The 17827-nt window shown below is 66.5% G+C and carries 14 protein-coding genes and 1 tRNA gene; 7 read left to right on the forward strand and 8 right to left on the reverse strand.

The window, feature by feature from the left end; translation table 11 throughout:
* Positions 1-115 precede the first annotated feature (115 nt).
* Positions 116-1063, forward strand: coding sequence for an arginase family protein (locus LHP98_RS02370; RefSeq protein ID WP_227250886.1), 948 nt, complete (start codon positions 116-118; stop codon positions 1061-1063).
* A 959-nt stretch (positions 1064-2022) separates the two neighbouring features.
* On the opposite strand, the gene LHP98_RS02375 is transcribed toward LHP98_RS02370, so the two are convergent.
* Together LHP98_RS02375 and LHP98_RS02380 are read right to left on the reverse strand one after the other, a co-directional pair.
* The gene (locus tag LHP98_RS02375) at positions 2023-2226 is read right to left on the reverse strand and encodes a hypothetical protein (protein ID WP_227250887.1); all 204 of its coding nucleotides are present in this window, start codon (positions 2224-2226) and stop codon (positions 2023-2025) included.
* A 17-nt stretch (positions 2227-2243) separates the two neighbouring features.
* Positions 2244-2762: a hypothetical protein gene (locus tag LHP98_RS02380; RefSeq protein WP_227250888.1), complete on the reverse strand. Its 519-nt coding sequence runs from the start codon at positions 2760-2762 to the stop codon at positions 2244-2246.
* Between the two features lie 971 nt (positions 2763-3733).
* Between LHP98_RS02380 and fabF the strand changes: the two genes are divergently transcribed.
* On the forward strand, positions 3734-4993 hold the full coding sequence (gene fabF / locus LHP98_RS02385) for a beta-ketoacyl-ACP synthase II (protein WP_227250889.1): 1260 nt from the start codon (positions 3734-3736) through the stop codon (positions 4991-4993).
* 4 nt (positions 4994-4997) lie between these two features.
* Complete coding sequence (gene mltG, locus LHP98_RS02390) at positions 4998-6188, forward strand: endolytic transglycosylase MltG (protein ID WP_227250890.1); 1191 nt, start codon at positions 4998-5000, stop codon at positions 6186-6188.
* Positions 6189-6216: 28 nt separating this feature from the next.
* On the opposite strand, the gene LHP98_RS02395 is transcribed toward mltG, so the two are convergent.
* Positions 6217-6687, reverse strand: coding sequence for a disulfide bond formation protein B (locus tag LHP98_RS02395; RefSeq protein ID WP_227250891.1), 471 nt, complete (start codon positions 6685-6687; stop codon positions 6217-6219).
* Between the two features lie 154 nt (positions 6688-6841).
* On the opposite strand from LHP98_RS02395, the gene LHP98_RS02400 reads away from it, so the two are divergent.
* From LHP98_RS02400 to LHP98_RS02415, 4 genes are all read left to right on the forward strand, one after another.
* Entirely contained in the window at positions 6842-7696 is an 855-nt protein-coding gene (locus LHP98_RS02400; RefSeq protein ID WP_227250892.1) for a neutral zinc metallopeptidase, read from the forward strand.
* 42 nt (positions 7697-7738) lie between these two features.
* Positions 7739-7822, forward strand: a tRNA-Leu gene (locus LHP98_RS02405).
* Positions 7823-8291: 469 nt separating this feature from the next.
* Positions 8292-8972, forward strand: coding sequence for a Hint domain-containing protein (locus LHP98_RS02410; RefSeq protein WP_227250893.1), 681 nt, complete (start codon positions 8292-8294; stop codon positions 8970-8972).
* A 405-nt stretch (positions 8973-9377) separates the two neighbouring features.
* A complete protein-coding gene (locus LHP98_RS02415; protein ID WP_227250894.1) occupies positions 9378-11504 on the forward strand; it encodes a Hint domain-containing protein in 2127 nt (708 codons plus the stop codon).
* A 9-nt stretch (positions 11505-11513) separates the two neighbouring features.
* On the opposite strand, the gene LHP98_RS02420 is transcribed toward LHP98_RS02415, so the two are convergent.
* The 5 genes from LHP98_RS02420 to LHP98_RS02440 form a co-directional block, all read right to left on the reverse strand.
* On the reverse strand, positions 11514-12107 hold the full coding sequence (locus LHP98_RS02420) for an NTP transferase domain-containing protein (RefSeq protein ID WP_227250895.1): 594 nt from the start codon (positions 12105-12107) through the stop codon (positions 11514-11516).
* 98 nt (positions 12108-12205) lie between these two features.
* A complete protein-coding gene (locus LHP98_RS02425) occupies positions 12206-14626 on the reverse strand; it encodes a GcvT family protein (RefSeq protein WP_227250896.1) in 2421 nt (806 codons plus the stop codon).
* Positions 14627-14799: 173 nt separating this feature from the next.
* Positions 14800-16098: a branched-chain amino acid ABC transporter permease gene (locus tag LHP98_RS02430; protein ID WP_227250897.1), complete on the reverse strand. Its 1299-nt coding sequence runs from the start codon at positions 16096-16098 to the stop codon at positions 14800-14802.
* A gap of 1 nt (position 16099) precedes the next feature.
* On the reverse strand, positions 16100-17104 hold the full coding sequence (locus LHP98_RS02435; protein WP_227250898.1) for a branched-chain amino acid ABC transporter permease: 1005 nt from the start codon (positions 17102-17104) through the stop codon (positions 16100-16102).
* Positions 17105-17107: 3 nt separating this feature from the next.
* Entirely contained in the window at positions 17108-17821 is a 714-nt protein-coding gene (locus tag LHP98_RS02440) for an ABC transporter ATP-binding protein (RefSeq protein WP_227250899.1), read from the reverse strand.
* Positions 17822-17827 lie beyond the last annotated feature (6 nt).

Here is a 17827-nt window from a genome sequence, read left to right on the forward strand (position 1 = left end):
TGTGGCGGGTTCCTGCCGCGGGGGCCGGCGGCGGGCTGCCAAGGCGCAGTTTCGCTGCTTGCCGAAGCGGGCGCTGCGGCGCCATCCTGCCGGGCACAGGACAGGAGGGCCGGGGATGGCGGGCAACAAGGCCTTGGGGGCGATGTTCGGGGCGGCGGCGGTGGACACCTTCATGGGCCTGCCGCGCTGCCGCGACCTGTCCCGGCTGTCGGCGAAGATCGCGCTGATCGGGGCGGATGGCTGCACGCCCTATCCGGCGGTGGGGTTCTATTGCGCCGGGGGGCCGGCGGTCATTCGGGCCGCCGGGGCGGTGTATGCGGCGAACCTTGGCCACATGAACTTTGACCTGGGCGGGCCGGTGTTTCCCGGCGCGGCAGAGGCGGTCGACGCGGGCGACCTGCCGCAGCACGAGGCCGACCCCGAGGGCAACCGCGCCCGCGTCTTCGGCGCGATCTCCACCATCCTGGACCGCGGCGGGGTGCCGTTCCTGCTGGGCGGCGACGATTCGCTGCCGATCCCGATGCTCGAGGCCTTCGGGGCGCGCAACCGGACCTACTGGATCTTGCAGATCGACGCCCACATCGACTGGCGCGACGAGGTGGGGGGCGAGCGGCTGGGGCTGTCGTCTACCATGCGGCGGGCGTCGGAGATGGACCACATCGAGGGCATCGTGCAGGTGGGCAGCCGGGGCATCGGCTCGGCCCGGGTTTCGGATGTGCAGGACGCCACCGACTGGGGGGTGGCCTTCGTGCCGGCCGGACAGGTGGCGCGTGACGGGGTCGGGGCGGCGGTGGACCTGATCCCGGAGGGTGCGCATGTGATCGTCTGCCTGGACGTCGATGCGCTGGACCCTTCGGTGATGCCGGCGGTGATCGGGCGGACAGCGGGGGGGCTGTCCTACTGGCAAGTGCTGGAGCTGATCGGGGGAGTGGCGGAAAAGGCCCGGGTGGCGGGGTTCGACCTGGTCGAATTCATGCCCGACCGGGACGTGGATGGCCTGGGGGCGATGCTGGCGGCGCAGCTTCTGGCGGCGGTGATGGGGATCGTGGCCCGGCAGGGGTAACGGAGGTGTCCCATGATGGGACACTCCACCGACCCAATCCTGTCAATGGGTTGCGAACGCATTTTAACGAAGTCTTAAGGAACGTCTGGAAGACGTCCCCTTTCGGCGTGATCTGGTGGACCCAGAGTACTGACCAATGACGCCGCTCGAGCGAGTGCCTGCGGCACGATGCGGGTCGGCCTGGAGGTACCTTCCGGTCGTCGGGTCGTAGTCGCGCATCCAGTTCTGGTGGGACGTCGCCGAAGGGGGTGTAGGTGGCGGTCCAGAACTTTACGCCCGCCGCGTTCGTCGCGAAGACCGGGCGGCCGATGTGGTCGGCTCTCACGAACGACACCACCCCGCCCTCGATGACGGCGACGGGGTCCCAGCCGTTCCAGACATATTGGCGGATCAGCGCGCCAGTGGCCTGGCTGCCGCCGTCCGAGTCAAAGACGGAGTGGGCGTTTATGGCAGTGGAAAAGGGGCGAATAGGTCGAAGCGGGTGGGTGAAATCACGTAGCCCACGACTCGCTGAGGCGAATTGGGTGGGGCAAGAAAAGGTGGGTTGGCACCCTCTCTACCGGCTCGCTGCATTTGGTCTCTATGATCGTCGCAACACAAAGTGAAGAAATACCAAGAACGCCAGTGAAAACGCAAGAAAGACTCCACCAAAACCCCCATCAATCCACCAGTATAGCGCTGATGGAAATAGGGTAGCCAAGTAGGCTGATGCAGTCAGCATTCTATATCTGAAGTTGAGCGCGTCCGATACGACGAGCAAAATTACTGGAACAAAAGACAGCAATAGTGCGAAATGATCGACTGTCAAAGGAAAGTTCCCTTCATGAGAAAATCCCAGGCGGAAGGAAGTTTTCGATCAGGCGGGCGTTACACCAACGGAAACTGCCGCCCCAACAACCTGTGTAGATGCGGATGTCGTTGGATCATCATCGGTCGCTGCAGCAATTACCTCTCCTGCTTCAAGTACGACCGTAACTCCAACCATACCTTTTGTAAGAGCGCCGCCCCAAAAAAGTGCCGACTTTCGGAGCGTTTGGGTAATCCTTTAGGTTGTAGTCAATGCCGCCCGCAATGGCACCGCCCCATTTTTCGATGCCAGTATTAACCTTGTCGAGCCCGTCCAAACCGGAGAGCCCATCCTGCTCTTCACCAAGAGATCCCATTCCTGTCTCCTGTGGGTCTAAGATTTGCCTTTTCGAATTCCAAGTAAAATTTGAGCGGACAATACTTGCAAACTCAAAAAGAAGACTGCGAAGAAGAAGGAAAAGCCTGCATAGGCTCCACGTATCACCCTGTCTTGGTCAACGTGAGGGCTCGGGAAATATACAATTGACTGGAAAAAAATCAGGTAACTTACAACGATTAAAATAATAGAGGCTTTGACTTTCTTTTTGTGCTCAAGGTGATACCAATCGACGCGCTTGGACATAAAAATGGCCATTCCAATTAGAAAACAAATTGCGTTCAGAACAAAGCTGTTTGCATAGGATAAAGCATATCGCTCCGCCGCCTCCGGGGAGTAGATCAAAGCGAGAGTCTCATACTCGGATGTCAACTTCGGGAAGAGAATAAAGGCAACTTCCATTCGACCAATCGGTAAAGAAAGAGCTTTCCCGAAAAGCCCCAAGGCTATCCACGGCAGGTTTGAAACTACGATCTGGACGACGAATTGTCTTGTGACCCAGTCTTCTGCGCGCATTATCTAAACCCAATGATGTTGGTGTTGACCATGTGGAATGGAAGCCTTCGGCCAGGCAGGCAGTGAGCCGTCGGCCACCGCATTCGTAGCCCTTCGTCCATCGCGCCCCCCCGAAGCCTTGCCCGCTCGACGCACCACCCTCACCCTGGCCAATCCCAAGCCCCATTCCAACCCCCTCCCCAATACCCCGACCAATCCCGCCATCAAGCCAAGCGGGGGTCCGGCCTGTCCAGCCCAACCTCCCCCAGAGGTTGCCAACCCGGCCCCCCCTTCCCCCGCCAATCCCTAACATTCCCCTAACGCCCACGCCCAACCCTTTGATTTCCCGCCACATCGCCCGTTTGTCCACCGTGGACAGCCGACCCCAGCCGCGCGACGTATGACCCGCCGATCCCCCGGAACCCCAGCCGCTGCACGGCCCGGTCCGCCCTCTCCGTCCCGATGCCTCCGGTCACGTGAAGCAACACCTCCACCGCCCCGATCCCCCGCGCCCATCTCTCCACCGCCCGGAACAGTCCGACCGAGGCCCGCCCTCCAAGCAGCGATCCGCGCATCATTTGCGAGGTATAGATGACGTTGACTGTTACGATTAGCGCATCCCTCCCGACAAAATACTCGCCGACCGACGCAAGAAAACGAACCCCTCCGTCCTTCCACCGACCTCGGCGATAGCCACTAGGTGTCTTGCGTCTTCCGCCGTGACCTGACGCAACAGCCGCTTTGCTTTGTCTCGACTGAATGGGATGTAATTGAACCGGGTCTCCTCGTGCGCCCTTTCGGCACGCTGCCTCGGTGCCGGCCGCCTGAAGGAGTGCCGGATGCGGACAAGGGGCGGGGCCTTGCGCGGCCTTCCGGCACGGTCCCGCCCCAGCGGCGGGCCGCCCGTCGGGCGGGGCCGGGCCGGGGTGTGGTTGCGCGGGCTTTGGGCCGCGTGTATCACCCGACGGACTTGATCCTTCTGGGGGAAATCCATGCGTCGCGTTGTCGTCACGGGTCTGGGAATGGTCACACCGCTGGCCTGCGGCGTCGAGGAAACCTGGAGCCGCCTGCTGGCCGGGAAGTCGGGCGCCGGCCCGATCACGCGCTTCGACGCGGCCAATGTGGTCACCCAGTACGCCTGCGAGATCCCGGTCGGCGACGGCAGCGACGGCACCTTCAACCCGGATGACTGGATGGAGCCGAAGGACCGCCGCAAGGTGGACGACTTCATTCTCTACGGCATCGCCGCCGCCACCCAGGCCGTGCGCGATGCGGGATGGGAGCCGCAGGACGAGGACAGCCGCCAGCGCACCGGGGTGATGATCGGCAGCGGCATCGGCGGGCTGTCGGCGATTGCCGACACCGCGGTGCTGATCAAGGAAAAGGGGCCGAAGCGGGTGTCGCCCTTCTTCATCCCCAGCGCGCTGATCAACCTGGTCTCGGGGCAGGTCTCGATCCGCTTCGGCTTCAAGGGGCCGAACCATGCGGTGGTGACGGCCTGTTCGACCGGCGCCCATGCCATCGGCGATGCGGCGCGGCTGATCCAGTGGGGCGATGCCGACGTGATGGTGGCGGGCGGCGCCGAAAGCCCGATCAGCGAGATCGGGATTGCCGGGTTCAACGCCTGCAAGGCGCTGTCCACCAAGCGCGGGCATGAGCCGGAAAAGGCCAGCCGGCCCTATGACGCCGACCGAGACGGGTTCGTGATGGGCGAGGGCGCGGGCGTGGTGGTGCTGGAGGAATATGAGCACGCCAGGGCCCGCGGCGCCAGGATCTATGCCGAGGTGCTGGGCTATGGCCTGTCGGGCGACGCCTACCACATCACCGCGCCGGCCGAGGATGGCGACGGCGGCTATCGCAGCATGGCGGCGGCGCTGGCCCGGGCCGGGCTGCAGCCGGCCGATGTCGACTATATCAACGCCCATGGCACCAGCACGATGGCCGACACCATCGAGCTGGGCGCGGTCGAGCGGCTGATGGGCGAGGCGGCGGGCACGGCCACGATGTCTTCGACCAAGTCGTCGATCGGGCATCTGCTGGGCGCGGCGGGTGCGGTCGAGGCGATCTTCTGCGTGCTGGCCATTCGCGACCAGGTGGCGCCGCCGACGATCAACCTGGACAATCCGGCGGTCGCGCCGAAGCTGGATCTGGCCGCGAACAAGGCCGTCCGCCGCAAGATCGACGTGGCGCTGTCGAACAGCTTTGGTTTCGGCGGCACCAATGCCAGCCTCGTGCTGGGCAAGGTGCGTTAGGGGCATGTGGCGGTCGGTCGCCTCGAACGCGCTGACGCTGTTCATCGTCCTTCTGGTGGCGGCGGCGGCGGTGGTGGCCTGGGGCCGCAACGAATTCGTCAAGCCGGGACCGCTGGCCGAGGCGATCTGCCTGCAGGTCGAGCGCGGCGCCTCGCTGGCGGCGGTCAGCCGCAACCTGGAAAAGCGCGGCGCCGTCAGCGATGCGCGCATCTTCCGGATCGGGGCGGATTTTGCCGGCAAGGCCGAGGAGCTGAAGTTCGGCTCCTACCTGGTCCTGCCCGGCTCTTCGATGGCCGAGGTGCTGGCGGCGATCACGGCGGGCGGGCAATCGACCTGCGGGCAGGAGATCAACTTCCGCATCGGCATCGCCCGCGCCGACGTGATTCTGCGCGAGCTTGACCCGGCGAGCAACCAGTTCGTGGACGTGGTCAGTTTCGATCCGTCGCAGGACGCGGTGCCGGCGCAATACACCAAGGCCGTCGCCAGCCCCGACATGCGCTATCGCGTCACCCTGGCCGAGGGCGTGACCAGCTGGCAGGTGGTGGAAGAGCTGAAGCGGGCCGATTTCCTTGAGGGCGAGGTGGATGCGGTGCCGCCCGAAGGGACGCTGGCGCCGGAGTCCTACGATGTGGAGAAGGGCAGCGCCCGCGCCGATCTGCTTGCCCGGATGACCGAGGCGCAGACCCGGGTGCTGGCCGAGTTGTGGCCGCAACGCTCGGCCGATCTGCCCTATGACACGGTGGAGGAGGCGCTGATCATGGCCAGCATCGTGGAAAAGGAAACCGCCGTCGCGGAAGAGCGCAAGCGGGTGGCCAGCGTCTTTGTCAACCGGCTGGAGCAGGGGATGCGGCTGCAGACCGACCCGACGGTGATCTACGGCATCACCAAGGGCGAAGGCACGCTGGGCCGCGGCTTGCGGCAAAGCGAGCTGCGGCGCGAGACGCCCTACAACACCTATGTCATCGACGGCCTGCCGCCGACGCCGATCGCCAACCCGGGGCGGCTGTCGATCGAGGCGGCGCTGAACCCCGATACCACCAGCTTCCTGTTCTTCGTCGCCGATGGCACCGGCGGCCATGCCTTTGCCGAGTCGCTGGAAGAGCACAACCGCAACGTCGAGGCCTGGCGCGCCATCGAGGCGGAACGCGCGGCGCAGAGCGGCGACGAGGCGGCGACCGGGGTGCAGGGCGACTGAGGGTGCGGCGGCGGCCCGTCGGGCGGTGTCAGTCGCGGCGGGTCGCGGCGAAGACCCAGACCGCGGCCAGACCGGCCGAGGTGATGGCATTCCAGCCGGCCATCGAGATGCCCAGCAGCGACCAGGGGATCTCGTCGCAGCGCACCGGGGCGGGCAGGGCAGCGTCGGGGTTCAGCAGATCGGCGCCGGAAAGCCCGCCGATCGAGCCCTGTGTGCAGGTGGACACGAAGTCCCACCAGCCTTGCTCGACCCCGGCGTGGAACAGGCCGATGCCGGCGGTGGCCAGCGCCGCCAGCGCCCCCGCCCAGGCCAGCGCCCGCCAGCCGGTGATCAGGGCCAGCACCAGAACCGCCACGGCCGCGGCATGCGGCCAGCGCTGCCACAGGCACAGCTCGCAAGGCGGCATCCGGGCCAGGATCTGAAAGCCGAACGCGCCGACCAGCATGGCGGCCGAGCCAAGGCCCGCCACGGTGGCCGGCAGTTTCCAGGTCACGCCCATTGCTGTCCCCTGTCGTTGCGGGCCGCACCATAGGCGCAGGCGCGGCAAGGGGGAAGTCACGTCGCGGTGTGCCGATGCCGGGAACGGGACTTTCGGGCGAACCGGCTTGCCGCTAAGCTGGCGCCGTGACGGGGTGTTACAGGGAGACCGGACGATGGAGTGGAAGGGCCGCCGCGGCAGCGACAACATCGAGGACCGCCGCCGCACGTCGGGCGGGCGGACGGCCAGCATCGGCGGGGCTGGGGCGGTGATCGTGTTCCTGATCGCCATGTTCCTGGGCGTGGACCCATCCAAGCTGCTGGGGCCGGGGGGCCTTGAGATCGGCACCGGCAGCGGCGAGCCGGTCGAACTGACCGAGGCCGATGTGCAGGCCGGCGAGTTCGTCTCGGTCACCCTGGCCGACACCGAGGAAATCTGGACCAAGGTCTTTGCCGAACAACTGAACGCCAGATACACCCCGGCGGTGCTGGTGCTGTTCAAGGACCACACGCCTTCGGCCTGCGGCGGCGCGTCCGAGGCGACCGGGCCGTTCTACTGCCCGGCGGACAAGAAGGTGTATCTCGACACCGCCTTCTTCGTGACGCTGCAAAGGAAGCTGGGCGCGCATGGCGACTTTGCCGCGGCCTATGTGGTGGCGCACGAGATCGGCCACCATGTGCAGGACGAGTTGGGCATCCTGGGCAAGTCGATGACGCTGCGCCAGCAGGTCGGCCAGGAGGAATCGAACGCGATCTCGGTGATGGTCGAGTTGCAGGCCGACTGCCTGTCGGGCATCTGGGCCCGCGAGGCGGCGCAGACCCTGGGCACGGTGGAACGCGGCGACCTGGAGGAAGCGGTGAACGCCGCCCGCCAGATCGGCGATGACACGCTGCAGGCGAACGCCGGCCAGCGGCCGATGCCGCACACCTTTACCCATGGCACCTCGGAACAGCGGTCCGAGTGGTTCCTGCTCGGTCTGAATTCCGGCCTGATCGCTGATTGCGACACCTTCTCGGCCACCGATCTGTGATTGACGCCTGCGGCCGGGGCCTTTAGACCCCGGTTTCAGGTGGCCCGAGTGGCGGAATGGTAGACGCAGCGGATTCAAAATCCGTCGCCGCAAGGCATGTCGGTTCGAGTCCGACCTTGGGCACCACTGGCCGCTTCCCCGATCCGGCCGCGCCCCGGACGACTGCGCCGCTGGGGCGCCGCCGGCCGCGCGGATTTGTGCTGCAAGTGCCTGCATTCGTCAGCATGATCGACGGTCACGCCCCGCCGGAGCGGTGTTGCCCTGGGGGCTTTGTCCGGCCCGATGTGATCGGCCCGCGGCAATCGGGGATTGCATTCCGGTTTACGTTTTTCGGCTTCACGGGGCCGGGCCGGAGGAGTAGTTTGGACCTTGGGGGCTGGGTGCGCAGGCGTTTGGTCTGTGGGTCGGTGGTGCTGTCTGGGTGTTGAAAGCTGAAAGGCCGGACAGCCGGTTCCGCGCGTGCGGGGCTGGCGGGATGGTGGGATGCCGGTCGGTCGCTGACGGCGGTGTTCCGTCGTTGAGGCTGGCCGGAACGGAAAGGGCCATGGCGGGCGGCAGGCATCTGGCTGCCGTTGCTCTGGCAGAAGGTTGAGAGATGTCGGCATTTGAACAGGACCATTGCGACGACGGCGCCGCGGCCCCGGGACAGGAGGCCGAGGCACAGGACGGCCGGTCATTGCGCCGGCACTCGCCCTGCTTCACGCCGGGCGTGCTGATCGCCACACCGCGCGGTGAAATGCCGGTGGAAACGCTGCGCGTCGGTGACAAGGTGGTCACCCGCGACAACGGCATCCAGGAAATCCGCTGGGTCGGCCAGACCGAGGTGCCGGGGACCGAGCTGCGCCTGCACCCGCATCTGCAGCCGATCCGGATCAAGGCCCATGCCCTGGGCCACGGCCTGCCCGAACGCGACATGCTGCTGTCGCCCAACCACCGCGTGCTGGTCGCCGGCGACAGCACCCCGTTGCACTTTGACGAGCCCGAGGTGCTGGTGGCGGCCAAGCATCTGGTGAACCGCGCGGGCATCCATGGGGTTGCGTCGATCGGCATCGCCTATGTGCATTTCCTGTGCGACCGGCACGAGGTGGTGCTGTCGAACGGCGCCTGGACCGAAAGCTTCCAGCCGATGGACGATGCGCTGAACGGCTTGTGCAACGCGCAGCGCAACGAGATCTATGAGCTGTTTCCGGGCCTGCGCACGGCCGCTGGTGCCGGAAGCTGGACCGCCGCGCGGCGCGTCCTGACGCGCCGAGAGGCGCAGCGGATCCAGGGTTAGAAAGGCGGCCGATCCGGGCCGGTGGGAAACCTGCGGCCTGGATGACGAGAATCACCCCGCCGCAAGGGCCTGCCAGCGGACCGGCACCACGGTCTCCGACGGCCGTCCGTCTGGGCCGAATGCCCGGATTTTACGCAACGTGAACCATTTCCCGACAACCTTGCCGTGCATGTCAGGCGGGTTTCCGCCTGCAAACACTGATTCGTACCCGGAAGTCATCTGGTTTCTGCCGTGATTCCGCCCTGTGGAGGAACTAGTTTAACTATCATAAAATTGGACTAGTGAGCCTGAATGAACCAGAATGTGCACGGGGGAAGCCACCATGGCCGCTGCGCTTGCAGTGGGCGTATGAGCTCTGGCACGTCGCCCCGCTGTCACGTTCCCGGGTCTGAGGGATTTTAGGTCATGGTCGCCTCTACGACGTTCAACTGGTTATACCTCGGCACGTCGGCGACCTTCATCGACGTCAACGAGGGCAACAACAACCTCGACAACGCCAACGCGCTGAATGGCTTGACCTTTGGCAGCGTGGCCGACCCGCTGTTCGGCCGCATCACCCAGGCCACGATGCTGGGCTCGGCGAACTTCAACAACAACGACTTCTCGCAGACCGATCAGTTCACCACCGACATCGGCGCCGGCACCCAGACCTACAACCACGACGCCGTGGCGGGCTACAACAACACGACCGTCACCTATGTCGACGGCACCACGGCCACCTTCTCTGCGATCATCGTGCAGGCGACCAACGGCGCACTGTTTCTGGCGCCCGAACTGGCGGCCGGTGACATCCCGCAGCTCGAAGCCAAGCCGATCCGGTCGATCACGCTGGGAAGCTGGGACACCAACCTGGCCGGAACCTTCACGCGGTCGCGCGAAATCAACGGTTTCGACAACGGCTATGTCGATGGCACGGCTGGCAGCGACCTGATCGACAACGCCTATGTCGAGCCGGAACTGAACGGCACCGACCGGATCGACAACAACGATGCCGGCCTGACCGGGAGTTCCGGCAACGACGACCACGTGCGTGCCGGGGCGGGCAATGACACGGTCTATGCCGGCGCGGGCAACGACATCGCCTATGGCGGCACCGGCAACGACAGCCTGACCGGTGGCTTCACCAACCTGGCGACCACCGGCACCGGCAGCGACACCCTTTTCGGCGAGGCGGGCCTTGATACGCTGCGCGGCGGCGACGGCAACGACAGCCTGGACGGCGGCACCGACAACGACCAGCTGTTCGGCGATGCCGGCGCGGACACGCTGCGCGGCGGCGACGGGGCCGACAGCCTTGAGGGTGGCACCGAGAACGACCAGCTGTTCGGCGATGCGGGCATCGACACGCTGCGCGGCGGCGGCGGGGCCGACAGCCTTGAGGGTGGCACCGAGGGCGACCAGCTGTTCGGCGATGCGGGCATCGACACGCTGCGCGGCGGCGACGGGGCCGACAGCCTTGAGGGCGGCACCGAGGGCGACCAGCTGTTCGGCGACGCGGGCATCGACACGCTGCGCGGCGGGACGGGCAACGACAGCCTGGACGGCGGCACCGAGAACGACCAGCTCTTCGGCGATCTGGGCGACGACACGCTTCTGGGCGGCGACGGCGCCGACAGCCTGGACGGTGGCGATGGCAATGACAGCCTCGAGGGCGGCCTTGGCGACGACACGCTTCTTGGCGGGGCGGGGCGCGACGTCCTGATCGGCGGCGACGGCGCGGATGTGTTCATCGGCGGGGCCGACCAGGACACCATCTTTGGCGGCATCGGCGACCAGGTCTTTGGGGACAGCCTGGGTGCCGACAACGATGTGCTGGACCTGACCGCCTGGGGCAAGGCCTTCACCACGATCAATCGCGACAGCCTCAACCCCGAGGACGGCACGGTCGACTTCCTTGACAACAACGGCGACGTGATCGGGAGCCTGACCTTCTCGGACATCGAGCAGGTGATCCCCTGCTTTACCCCTGGCGCGCTGATCGCGACCGACCGCGGCGAAGTGGCGGTCGAGGACCTGACCGAGGGCGACCGGGTGCTGACCTGCGACAGCGGCTATCAAGAGGTGCGCTGGATCGGCCAGCGCCGGCTGAGCCGGGCCGAAGTGACCGCGCGGCCCGAGTTCGCGCCGATCCGCATCAGCCGCGGCGCGCTGGGGCCGGACCTGCCCGAGCGCGACCTGGTGGTGTCGCCGCAGCACCGCATGCTGGTGTCCGGCTCGCGCTCGGAACTGCTGTTCGGCCAGCATGAGGTTCTGGTGGCCGCAAAGCACCTGGTCGGTCTGCCGGGGGTCGAGGCGCTGCCGCCGCAGGCGGTGACCTACGTCCACCTGCTGTTCGACCGGCACGAGATCATTCGCGCCAATGGCGCCTGGACGGAAAGCTATCAGCCGGGCGAGATGACCCTGGCCGGGATGGAGGACGCGCAGCGCAGCGAGATCCTGTCGCTGTTCCCCGATCTGCGGCTGGGCTATCTGTTCCCGGCGGCGCGCCTGTCGCTGCGCAAGCACGAATCCGCGCTGCTGATCCTGGCCTGATCCCGCGGGTCAGCCGCCACGCGCGGCGCGCCAGCGCGCCCAGTCTTCCGGCGTATCCAGATCGGTGGTGGCGTGGTCGCCGGGCAGCGGCACCAGCATGACCTGCGCGGCATGACGGGCCAGCACGGCCTTTGCGCCCTGGTCGCCCGCGAGGTCCGCCAGTTCGGCCCGGGCCCAGGCTGGGAACAGCACCGGATGGCCCGGCGTGCCGTCCGCCCCGGCGCCGCGGTGGATGCGGTCGGGGGCGGCGGCATGGGCATCAAGCACCAGCGACAGGTCCGCGGCGGTGATCTCGGGCATGTCGCCCAGCAGCAGCAGCACCGGCGCCTTCGGCGGCAGGCTGGTCAGGCCGGCCTTGAGGCTTTCCGCCATGCCCTCTTCGGGCCGCGGCACGCGCAGCCGGGTGACGGCCAGCCCGTGCAGCGCCGCTTCACGCGCGCCGCCGCCGGGAGGCAGGGCGACGGTCACCGGGCAGCCGGTGGCCAGCGCCTGCCGCGCCAGGTGGGTAATCAGCGGCTGGCCCGCGACCGGCTCAAGCAGCTTGTCGGCCCCGCGCATGCGCGACGAGGCTCCGGCGGCGAGGATCAGGATTTCCGGCGTCATCGCCTGTTGATGCCAAGGAAAAGGGGGGCTGTCTGCCCCCCTTCGCGCGTGCCGCGCTTCCCCCCGAGGGTATTTCGGCCAAGATGAAGGAAATGCCTTCAGGCCCGCATGCGCCCGCCATCGTCCCACAGCGGGGCCAGATGGACGCGGGCGGGGCGGCGTTCGCCAAGGATTTCGACTTCGAGGGCGAGGCCGTCCTGCACCCGGTCGGCGGGAATGAAGCCCTGCGCGACCGACGTGCCGGTCCAGTGGCTGAAGCCGCCGCTGGTGCACCAGCCGACCACCGCGCCGTCCAGCCAGATCGGCTCCCACGCCACCACGTCGGCATCGGTGGCGTCGATGACCAGGGGGACGAGGCGGCGCTTGGGGCCGCTGGCCTTTTCAGCCAGGGCGGCGGCTTTGCCGATCCAGTCGGCGGGCTTGTTCCAGGCAATGAAGCGGTCAAGCCCGGTCTCGGCCGGGGTGTAGTCGGGGCTGAACTCGCGGCCCCAGGAGCCGAACCACTTGTCCAGCCGCAGCGACATCATCGCGCGCATGCCGAAGGGGCGCAGGCCAAGGTCGGCCCCGGCGGCGGTGAGCGTGTCCCACAGGGTGCGGACCGACATGTGGTCGCAGAAGATTTCATAGCCCAGATCGGCGGTGTAGCTGACGCGCTGCACCAGGCAGTTGGCCATGCCGACGGTCATCGGCCGGACGTCCATGAACCGGAACGCCTGCGGCGAGACGTCCGTGCGGGTGCAGCGCGCCAGTAATTCGCGCGCCTTGGGTCCGGCGATCTGGAAGCCGGATCGGCTGTCCGAGATGTTCTCGACGCCCACGCCCGGTTCGGCGTGCTGTTCGAACCAGCGGCCGTGCCAGCCTTGGGCGCCGTAGCTGGCGGTCAGCTGGAATTCGGTTTCGGAAAGGCAGGAGACGGTGAAATCGCCGATGATCTTGCCGCTTTCCGCCAGCATCGGGGTCAGCGACAGCCTGCCCGGCTGCGGGATGCGGCCGGCCATGATGCGGTCAAGCCAGGCACGGGCGCCGGCGCCCTTGACCAGATACTTGCCGAAGTTCTGCAATTCGTTGATGCCGACGCCTTCCCGCACCGCGCGCACCTCTTGCGCCGTCGCCTCCCAGGCATTCGAGCGTTTGAAGGTGGGCGTCTCGTAGCGCGGCTCGCCGGGCAGGGCGTGGTAGTTCACCACCTCCAGCCCGTATTGCTGGCCCCAGACGGCGTTCATGCCATCCATCACCTCATACATGGGGGTGGTGCGGAAGGGGCGGGCGGCGGGGCGTTCCTCGTTCGGGTAGCTGACGTTGAACCGCATCTGGTAGTTTTCGATCACCTTCGGCACGGTGTAGCCGGGGCTGGTCCAGTTCCCGAACCGCGCCACGTCGAAGCCGCGGGGGTCGCGTTCCACCTCGCCTTCGATCATCCATTGCGCCAGGGCCAGGCCCATGCCGCCGCCCTGGCTGAAGCCGGCCATCACCGCGCAGGCGGACCAGTAGTTGCGAAGGCCAGGGACCGGGCCGATCAGCGGGTTGCCGTCGGGGGCAAAGGTGAACGGCCCGTGGATCACCCGCTTGACGCCGCTGCGTTCCAGCACCGGCACCCGGCGGTAGGCGAAGTTCACGCTGTCTTCGATCTTGTCGAACTGCTCGTTCAGCAGTTCGTGGCCGAAGGTCCAGGGCGTGCCGTCCACGCCCCAGGGCTCGCAGGGTTTTTCGTAGAAGCCGATGCACAACCCGCGGCCTTCCTGGCGCAGGTAGAATTCGCCGCCCGGGTCCATGACATGGGGGAATTCCTTGCCGCGGCCCAGGATCTGCATGATCTCGGGGATGTCGTCGGTGACCAGGTACTGGTGCGCCATCGGCAGAAGCGGCAGGTAGACGCCGGCCATGGCCCCCACCTCGCGTGCCCAGAGACCAGCGGCGTTGACCAGATGCTCGCAGGTGACGGTGCCCTTTTCGGTGACCACTTCCCAGCCGTCCTTGGCCGGACGGGTCTCAAGCACGCGATTGTGCAGCACGATCTCGGCCCCGCCCATGCGCGCCGCCTTGGCATAGGCGTGGGTGGTGCCCGAGGGGTCAAGGTGGCCATCCAGCGGGTCCCAGAGGGCGCCGATGATGCCCTTGGTGTTCACGAGGCCGTCGGTCATCCGGGCGACGTCCTCGGGGCCCAGGATTTCGGTATCGAGGCCCATGTAGCGGTGCTTGGCACGTTCGGCCTTCAACTGCTCGAACCGCGCCATGTTGTCGGCCAGGGTGATGCCGCCCACGTGGTGCAACCCGCAGGACATGCCGGTGATCGCCTCAAGCTCCTTGTAAAGCCGGATGGTATAGCCCTGCAGCGCGGCCATGTTGGTGTCGCCGTTCAGGGTGTGAAAGCCGCCCGCCGCGTGCCAGGTGCTGCCGGAGGTCAGCTCGCTGCGCTCGATCAGCATCACGTCCGACCAGCCCAGCTTGGTCAGGTGATAGAGGGCCGAGCACCCGACGACCCCGCCGCCGATCACCACCACCCGCGCATGGCTCTTCATCGCAAACTCCCTGGCATCCCGTGCCCGGCACTTTCGCCGCCGCAAGCGCAGGGGTCATGCTGCAAAACGACAGGAATTGTCGCGGAAAGCCCCTGACCTTCATCTTGGCTCAAATACCGCACGGGGGGTGCGGGGGGTGTGAAACCCCCCGCCGCGACGCCGGCCAGAGGCCGTCACTTCTCGGGGATCAAACCCCTTGGCGCAAAGCGCATGACCAGCAGAAGCACCACGCCAAGGGTCATCAGTCGCATCTGGATCGAGATTTCCTTCAGGGTGTCCTGGTCGGTCTCGAAGGGCAGGATCCCGACCAGCAGCTCCAGCAGATTCGGCCCCACGAACTCGACAGCGAAATAGAGCCAGCCGATCAAGAGACCCCCCAGGACCGCGCCCCAGTTGTTGCCGGACCCGCCGACGATCACCATCACCCAGATCAGGAAGGTGAAGCGCAACGGCAGGTATTGCGAGGGCGTCAGCTGTCCCTCCATCGAGGTCATCATCGCCCCCGCCAGACCCACCACGGCCGAACCGATGATGAAGATCTGCAGATGGCGGAACTTCACGTCCTTGCCCATGGCGGCGGCGGCGACCTCGTTGTCGCGGATGGCGCGGACCATGCGGCCCCAGGGGCTGTTCAGCGCCCGTTCGCAGCCCCAGATCAGCAAGGCCAGAACCAGTCCGAACATGCCGGCATACAGCAGCTTGACGAAAATGGTCGAGGCGGTGACCGGATCGAGGCCCAGGCCGGCCACGCGCTCGACAAAGGCGGGGTCGGCCTGCAGGTCCACCTCATAGGGAACCGGCCAGGGCCGGGAAAGGTTGGCCAGGTTCTTCACGCCGCGTGCCAGCCAGTCCTCGTTGCGCAGGATGGCGACGATGATCTCGGCGATGCCGAGAGTGGCAATGGCCAGATAGTCTTCGCGCAGGCCAAGGGCGATCTTGCCGATCAGCCAGGCCGCGGCAGCGGCCATCAGCGCGCCGACGGGCCACGCGAAAAGCGAGTTCAATCCCAGTCCGCCCATGTTGCCGGCCTGGGCGGGGTTGTTGGCCTCGACCGCGGTGACGGCGGGATCGAGGATGCCGCGATAGATGAAGAAGGCGACGACCAGGAAGATGGCCAGGGCCAGGCCGCGAATGCGGTGGGCGGGCAGTCTTCGGTACAGCCAGATCGCCAGTGCGATGGCGAAGACGGCAAAGAGCAGCGCACCGATGATGCGCGGGCCACCGGCGGCCCAGCCCGCGGGCACCGGCTGTCCCGAGACAAGGACGACCGCCAGCCCGCCCACGGCGACCGAACCGACGATGCCGGTCGAGAACAGTCCGGCATAGCCCCACTGGAGATTCACCCCGATCGCCATGATCGCCGCCAGAAGCGAGGAGATCAGGATGTTCAGCGACAGGTTCCAGCTTTGGAATACCCCGGTCAGGACGAACAGCAGCGATACGGCGGCGAACAGGGCCAGGTTGCGGCGCATCTCACTTGCCTCCGAAGATGCCCTGCGGGCGGAACAGGAGAACGACGATCAGGATGACGAAACTGACCGCGACCTTGTAGTCGGTGGACAGCGCCTGGTAGAGACCGTCGCCCAGCCATTCGGGCGGGGCCAGATAGCCCAGGATCTTGCTCCAGGCCGAGGTGACGATCAGTTCCGAAAACGCGATGATGTAGCCGCCGACGATGGCGCCAAGCGGGCTGCCCAGGCCGCCGACGATGGCGGCGGCGAACACCGGCAGCAAAAGGCCGAAATAGACGAAGACGCGAAAGCTCTTGTCCAGGCCGTAAAGCGTGCCGGCGATGCAGGCCAGCGTGCCGGCGATCATCCAGGTCACCATGACCACGCGGTCGGGGTTGATCCCCGACAACAGCGCCAGGTCCTCGTTGTCGGCATAGGCGCGCATCGACTTGCCGGTGCGGGTCTTCTGCAGGAACCAGAACAGGATCGCCACGCAGACCACCGCGACGGTGACGCTGACCGCCTGGGTGGTCTTGATCGCCAGCGGCTCGGCCAGGCCGGTCGCCTCGCGGAACTGCCTGGGGTCCAGCAGAAAGCGGCTGCCGTCGGTGAAGTTCTTTTCCGAGGTGCCGATGATCATCCGCACCAGCCCGTTCATCACGAACATCACCCCGGCCGAGACGATGACCAGGATGATCGGCTTGGCCCGCTGGCGGCGGTAGAAGCGATAGACCACGCGGTCGGTGGCCAGCACCATGGCGATGGTGATGGCAATGCCGAAGGGCAGCGCCAACAGCGCGGTGGGCAGCGGCCCGCCGCTGATGCCCATCGACTGGAACCACCAGGTGAACAGGATCACGAAGGCGGTGCCGAAGGCCATGGTGTCGCCATGGGCGAAATTGGAAAACCGCAAGACGCCGAAGATCAGCGTGATTCCCAGCGCGCCCAGCGCCAGCTGGCTGCCGTAGGCGAGGCCCGGCACCAGGATGTAGTTGGCAAAGGCCACAACGGCGTTCAGGATCTCCATGCCTCAGCCCCCCAGGAACGAACGGCGGACGTCGGGGTCGGCCAGAAGCGCCTTGCCGGTGTCGGTGTAACGGTTCTGGCCCTGGACCAGCACATAGCCCTTGTCGGCAATTGCCAGCGCCTGGCGGGCGTTCTGTTCCACCATCAGGATGGAAAGGCCGGTGCGGGCGATCTCGATGATGCGGTCGAACAATTCGTCCATCACGATGGGCGAGACGCCGGCGGTGGGTTCGTCCAGCATCAGCACCTTGGGCCGGGTCATCAGGGCGCGGCCCACGGCGACCTGCTGGCGCTGACCGCCCGACAACTCGCCCGCCTTCTGGTAGCGCTTCTGTTTGAGGATCGGGAACAGGGCATAGACCTGCTCCATCGTCTCGGCGATGGCGTCGTCGTCGCGGATGAAGGCGCCCATCTCGAGGTTTTCCTCGACCGTCATGCCGGTGAAGATGTTGTGGGTCTGCGGCACGAAGCCCATGCCCTTGCGAACGCGGGCCTGCGGGGTCAGCGCGGTGATGTCTTCGCCCGCCAGCCGGACATGGCCTTGCCGCAGCTTCAGCATCCCGAACACCGCCTTCATGGCGGTGGACTTGCCGGCGCCGTTCGGGCCGACGATGACGGCGATCTCGCCGGGTTCCACCGCGATGGTGCAGGAATGCAGGATGTCCACCGCGCCATAGCCGCCGGTCATCGCCTCGCCGATCAGGAAGGGTTCAGCCATGCGTCT

Origin of the sequence: Rhodobacter sp. Har01, assembly GCF_020564565.1 — a bacterium.
Lineage (GTDB): Bacteria > Pseudomonadota > Alphaproteobacteria > Rhodobacterales > Rhodobacteraceae > Pseudogemmobacter.

Coding starts and splice junctions, on each gene's coding strand:
- LHP98_RS02400 (WP_227250892.1), top strand. CDS start 6,842: ATGGAGTGGAAGGGCCGCCGCGGCAGCGACAACATCGAGGACCGCCGC.
- LHP98_RS02375 (WP_227250887.1), bottom strand. CDS start 2,226: ATGGGATCTCTTGGTGAAGAGCAGGATGGGCTCTCCGGTTTGGACGGG.
- LHP98_RS02380 (WP_227250888.1), bottom strand. CDS start 2,762: ATGCGCGCAGAAGACTGGGTCACAAGACAATTCGTCGTCCAGATCGTA.
- LHP98_RS02430 (WP_227250897.1), bottom strand. CDS start 16,098: ATGCGCCGCAACCTGGCCCTGTTCGCCGCCGTATCGCTGCTGTTCGTC.
- mltG (WP_227250890.1), top strand. CDS start 4,998: ATGTGGCGGTCGGTCGCCTCGAACGCGCTGACGCTGTTCATCGTCCTT.
- LHP98_RS02425 (WP_227250896.1), bottom strand. CDS start 14,626: ATGAAGAGCCATGCGCGGGTGGTGGTGATCGGCGGCGGGGTCGTCGGG.
- LHP98_RS02370 (WP_227250886.1), top strand. CDS start 116: ATGGCGGGCAACAAGGCCTTGGGGGCGATGTTCGGGGCGGCGGCGGTG.
- LHP98_RS02435 (WP_227250898.1), bottom strand. CDS start 17,104: ATGGAGATCCTGAACGCCGTTGTGGCCTTTGCCAACTACATCCTGGTG.
- LHP98_RS02440 (WP_227250899.1), bottom strand. CDS start 17,821: ATGGCTGAACCCTTCCTGATCGGCGAGGCGATGACCGGCGGCTATGGC.
- LHP98_RS02420 (WP_227250895.1), bottom strand. CDS start 12,107: ATGACGCCGGAAATCCTGATCCTCGCCGCCGGAGCCTCGTCGCGCATG.
- LHP98_RS02395 (WP_227250891.1), bottom strand. CDS start 6,687: ATGGGCGTGACCTGGAAACTGCCGGCCACCGTGGCGGGCCTTGGCTCG.
- LHP98_RS02410 (WP_227250893.1), top strand. CDS start 8,292: ATGTCGGCATTTGAACAGGACCATTGCGACGACGGCGCCGCGGCCCCG.
- LHP98_RS02415 (WP_227250894.1), top strand. CDS start 9,378: ATGGTCGCCTCTACGACGTTCAACTGGTTATACCTCGGCACGTCGGCG.
- fabF (WP_227250889.1), top strand. CDS start 3,734: ATGCGTCGCGTTGTCGTCACGGGTCTGGGAATGGTCACACCGCTGGCC.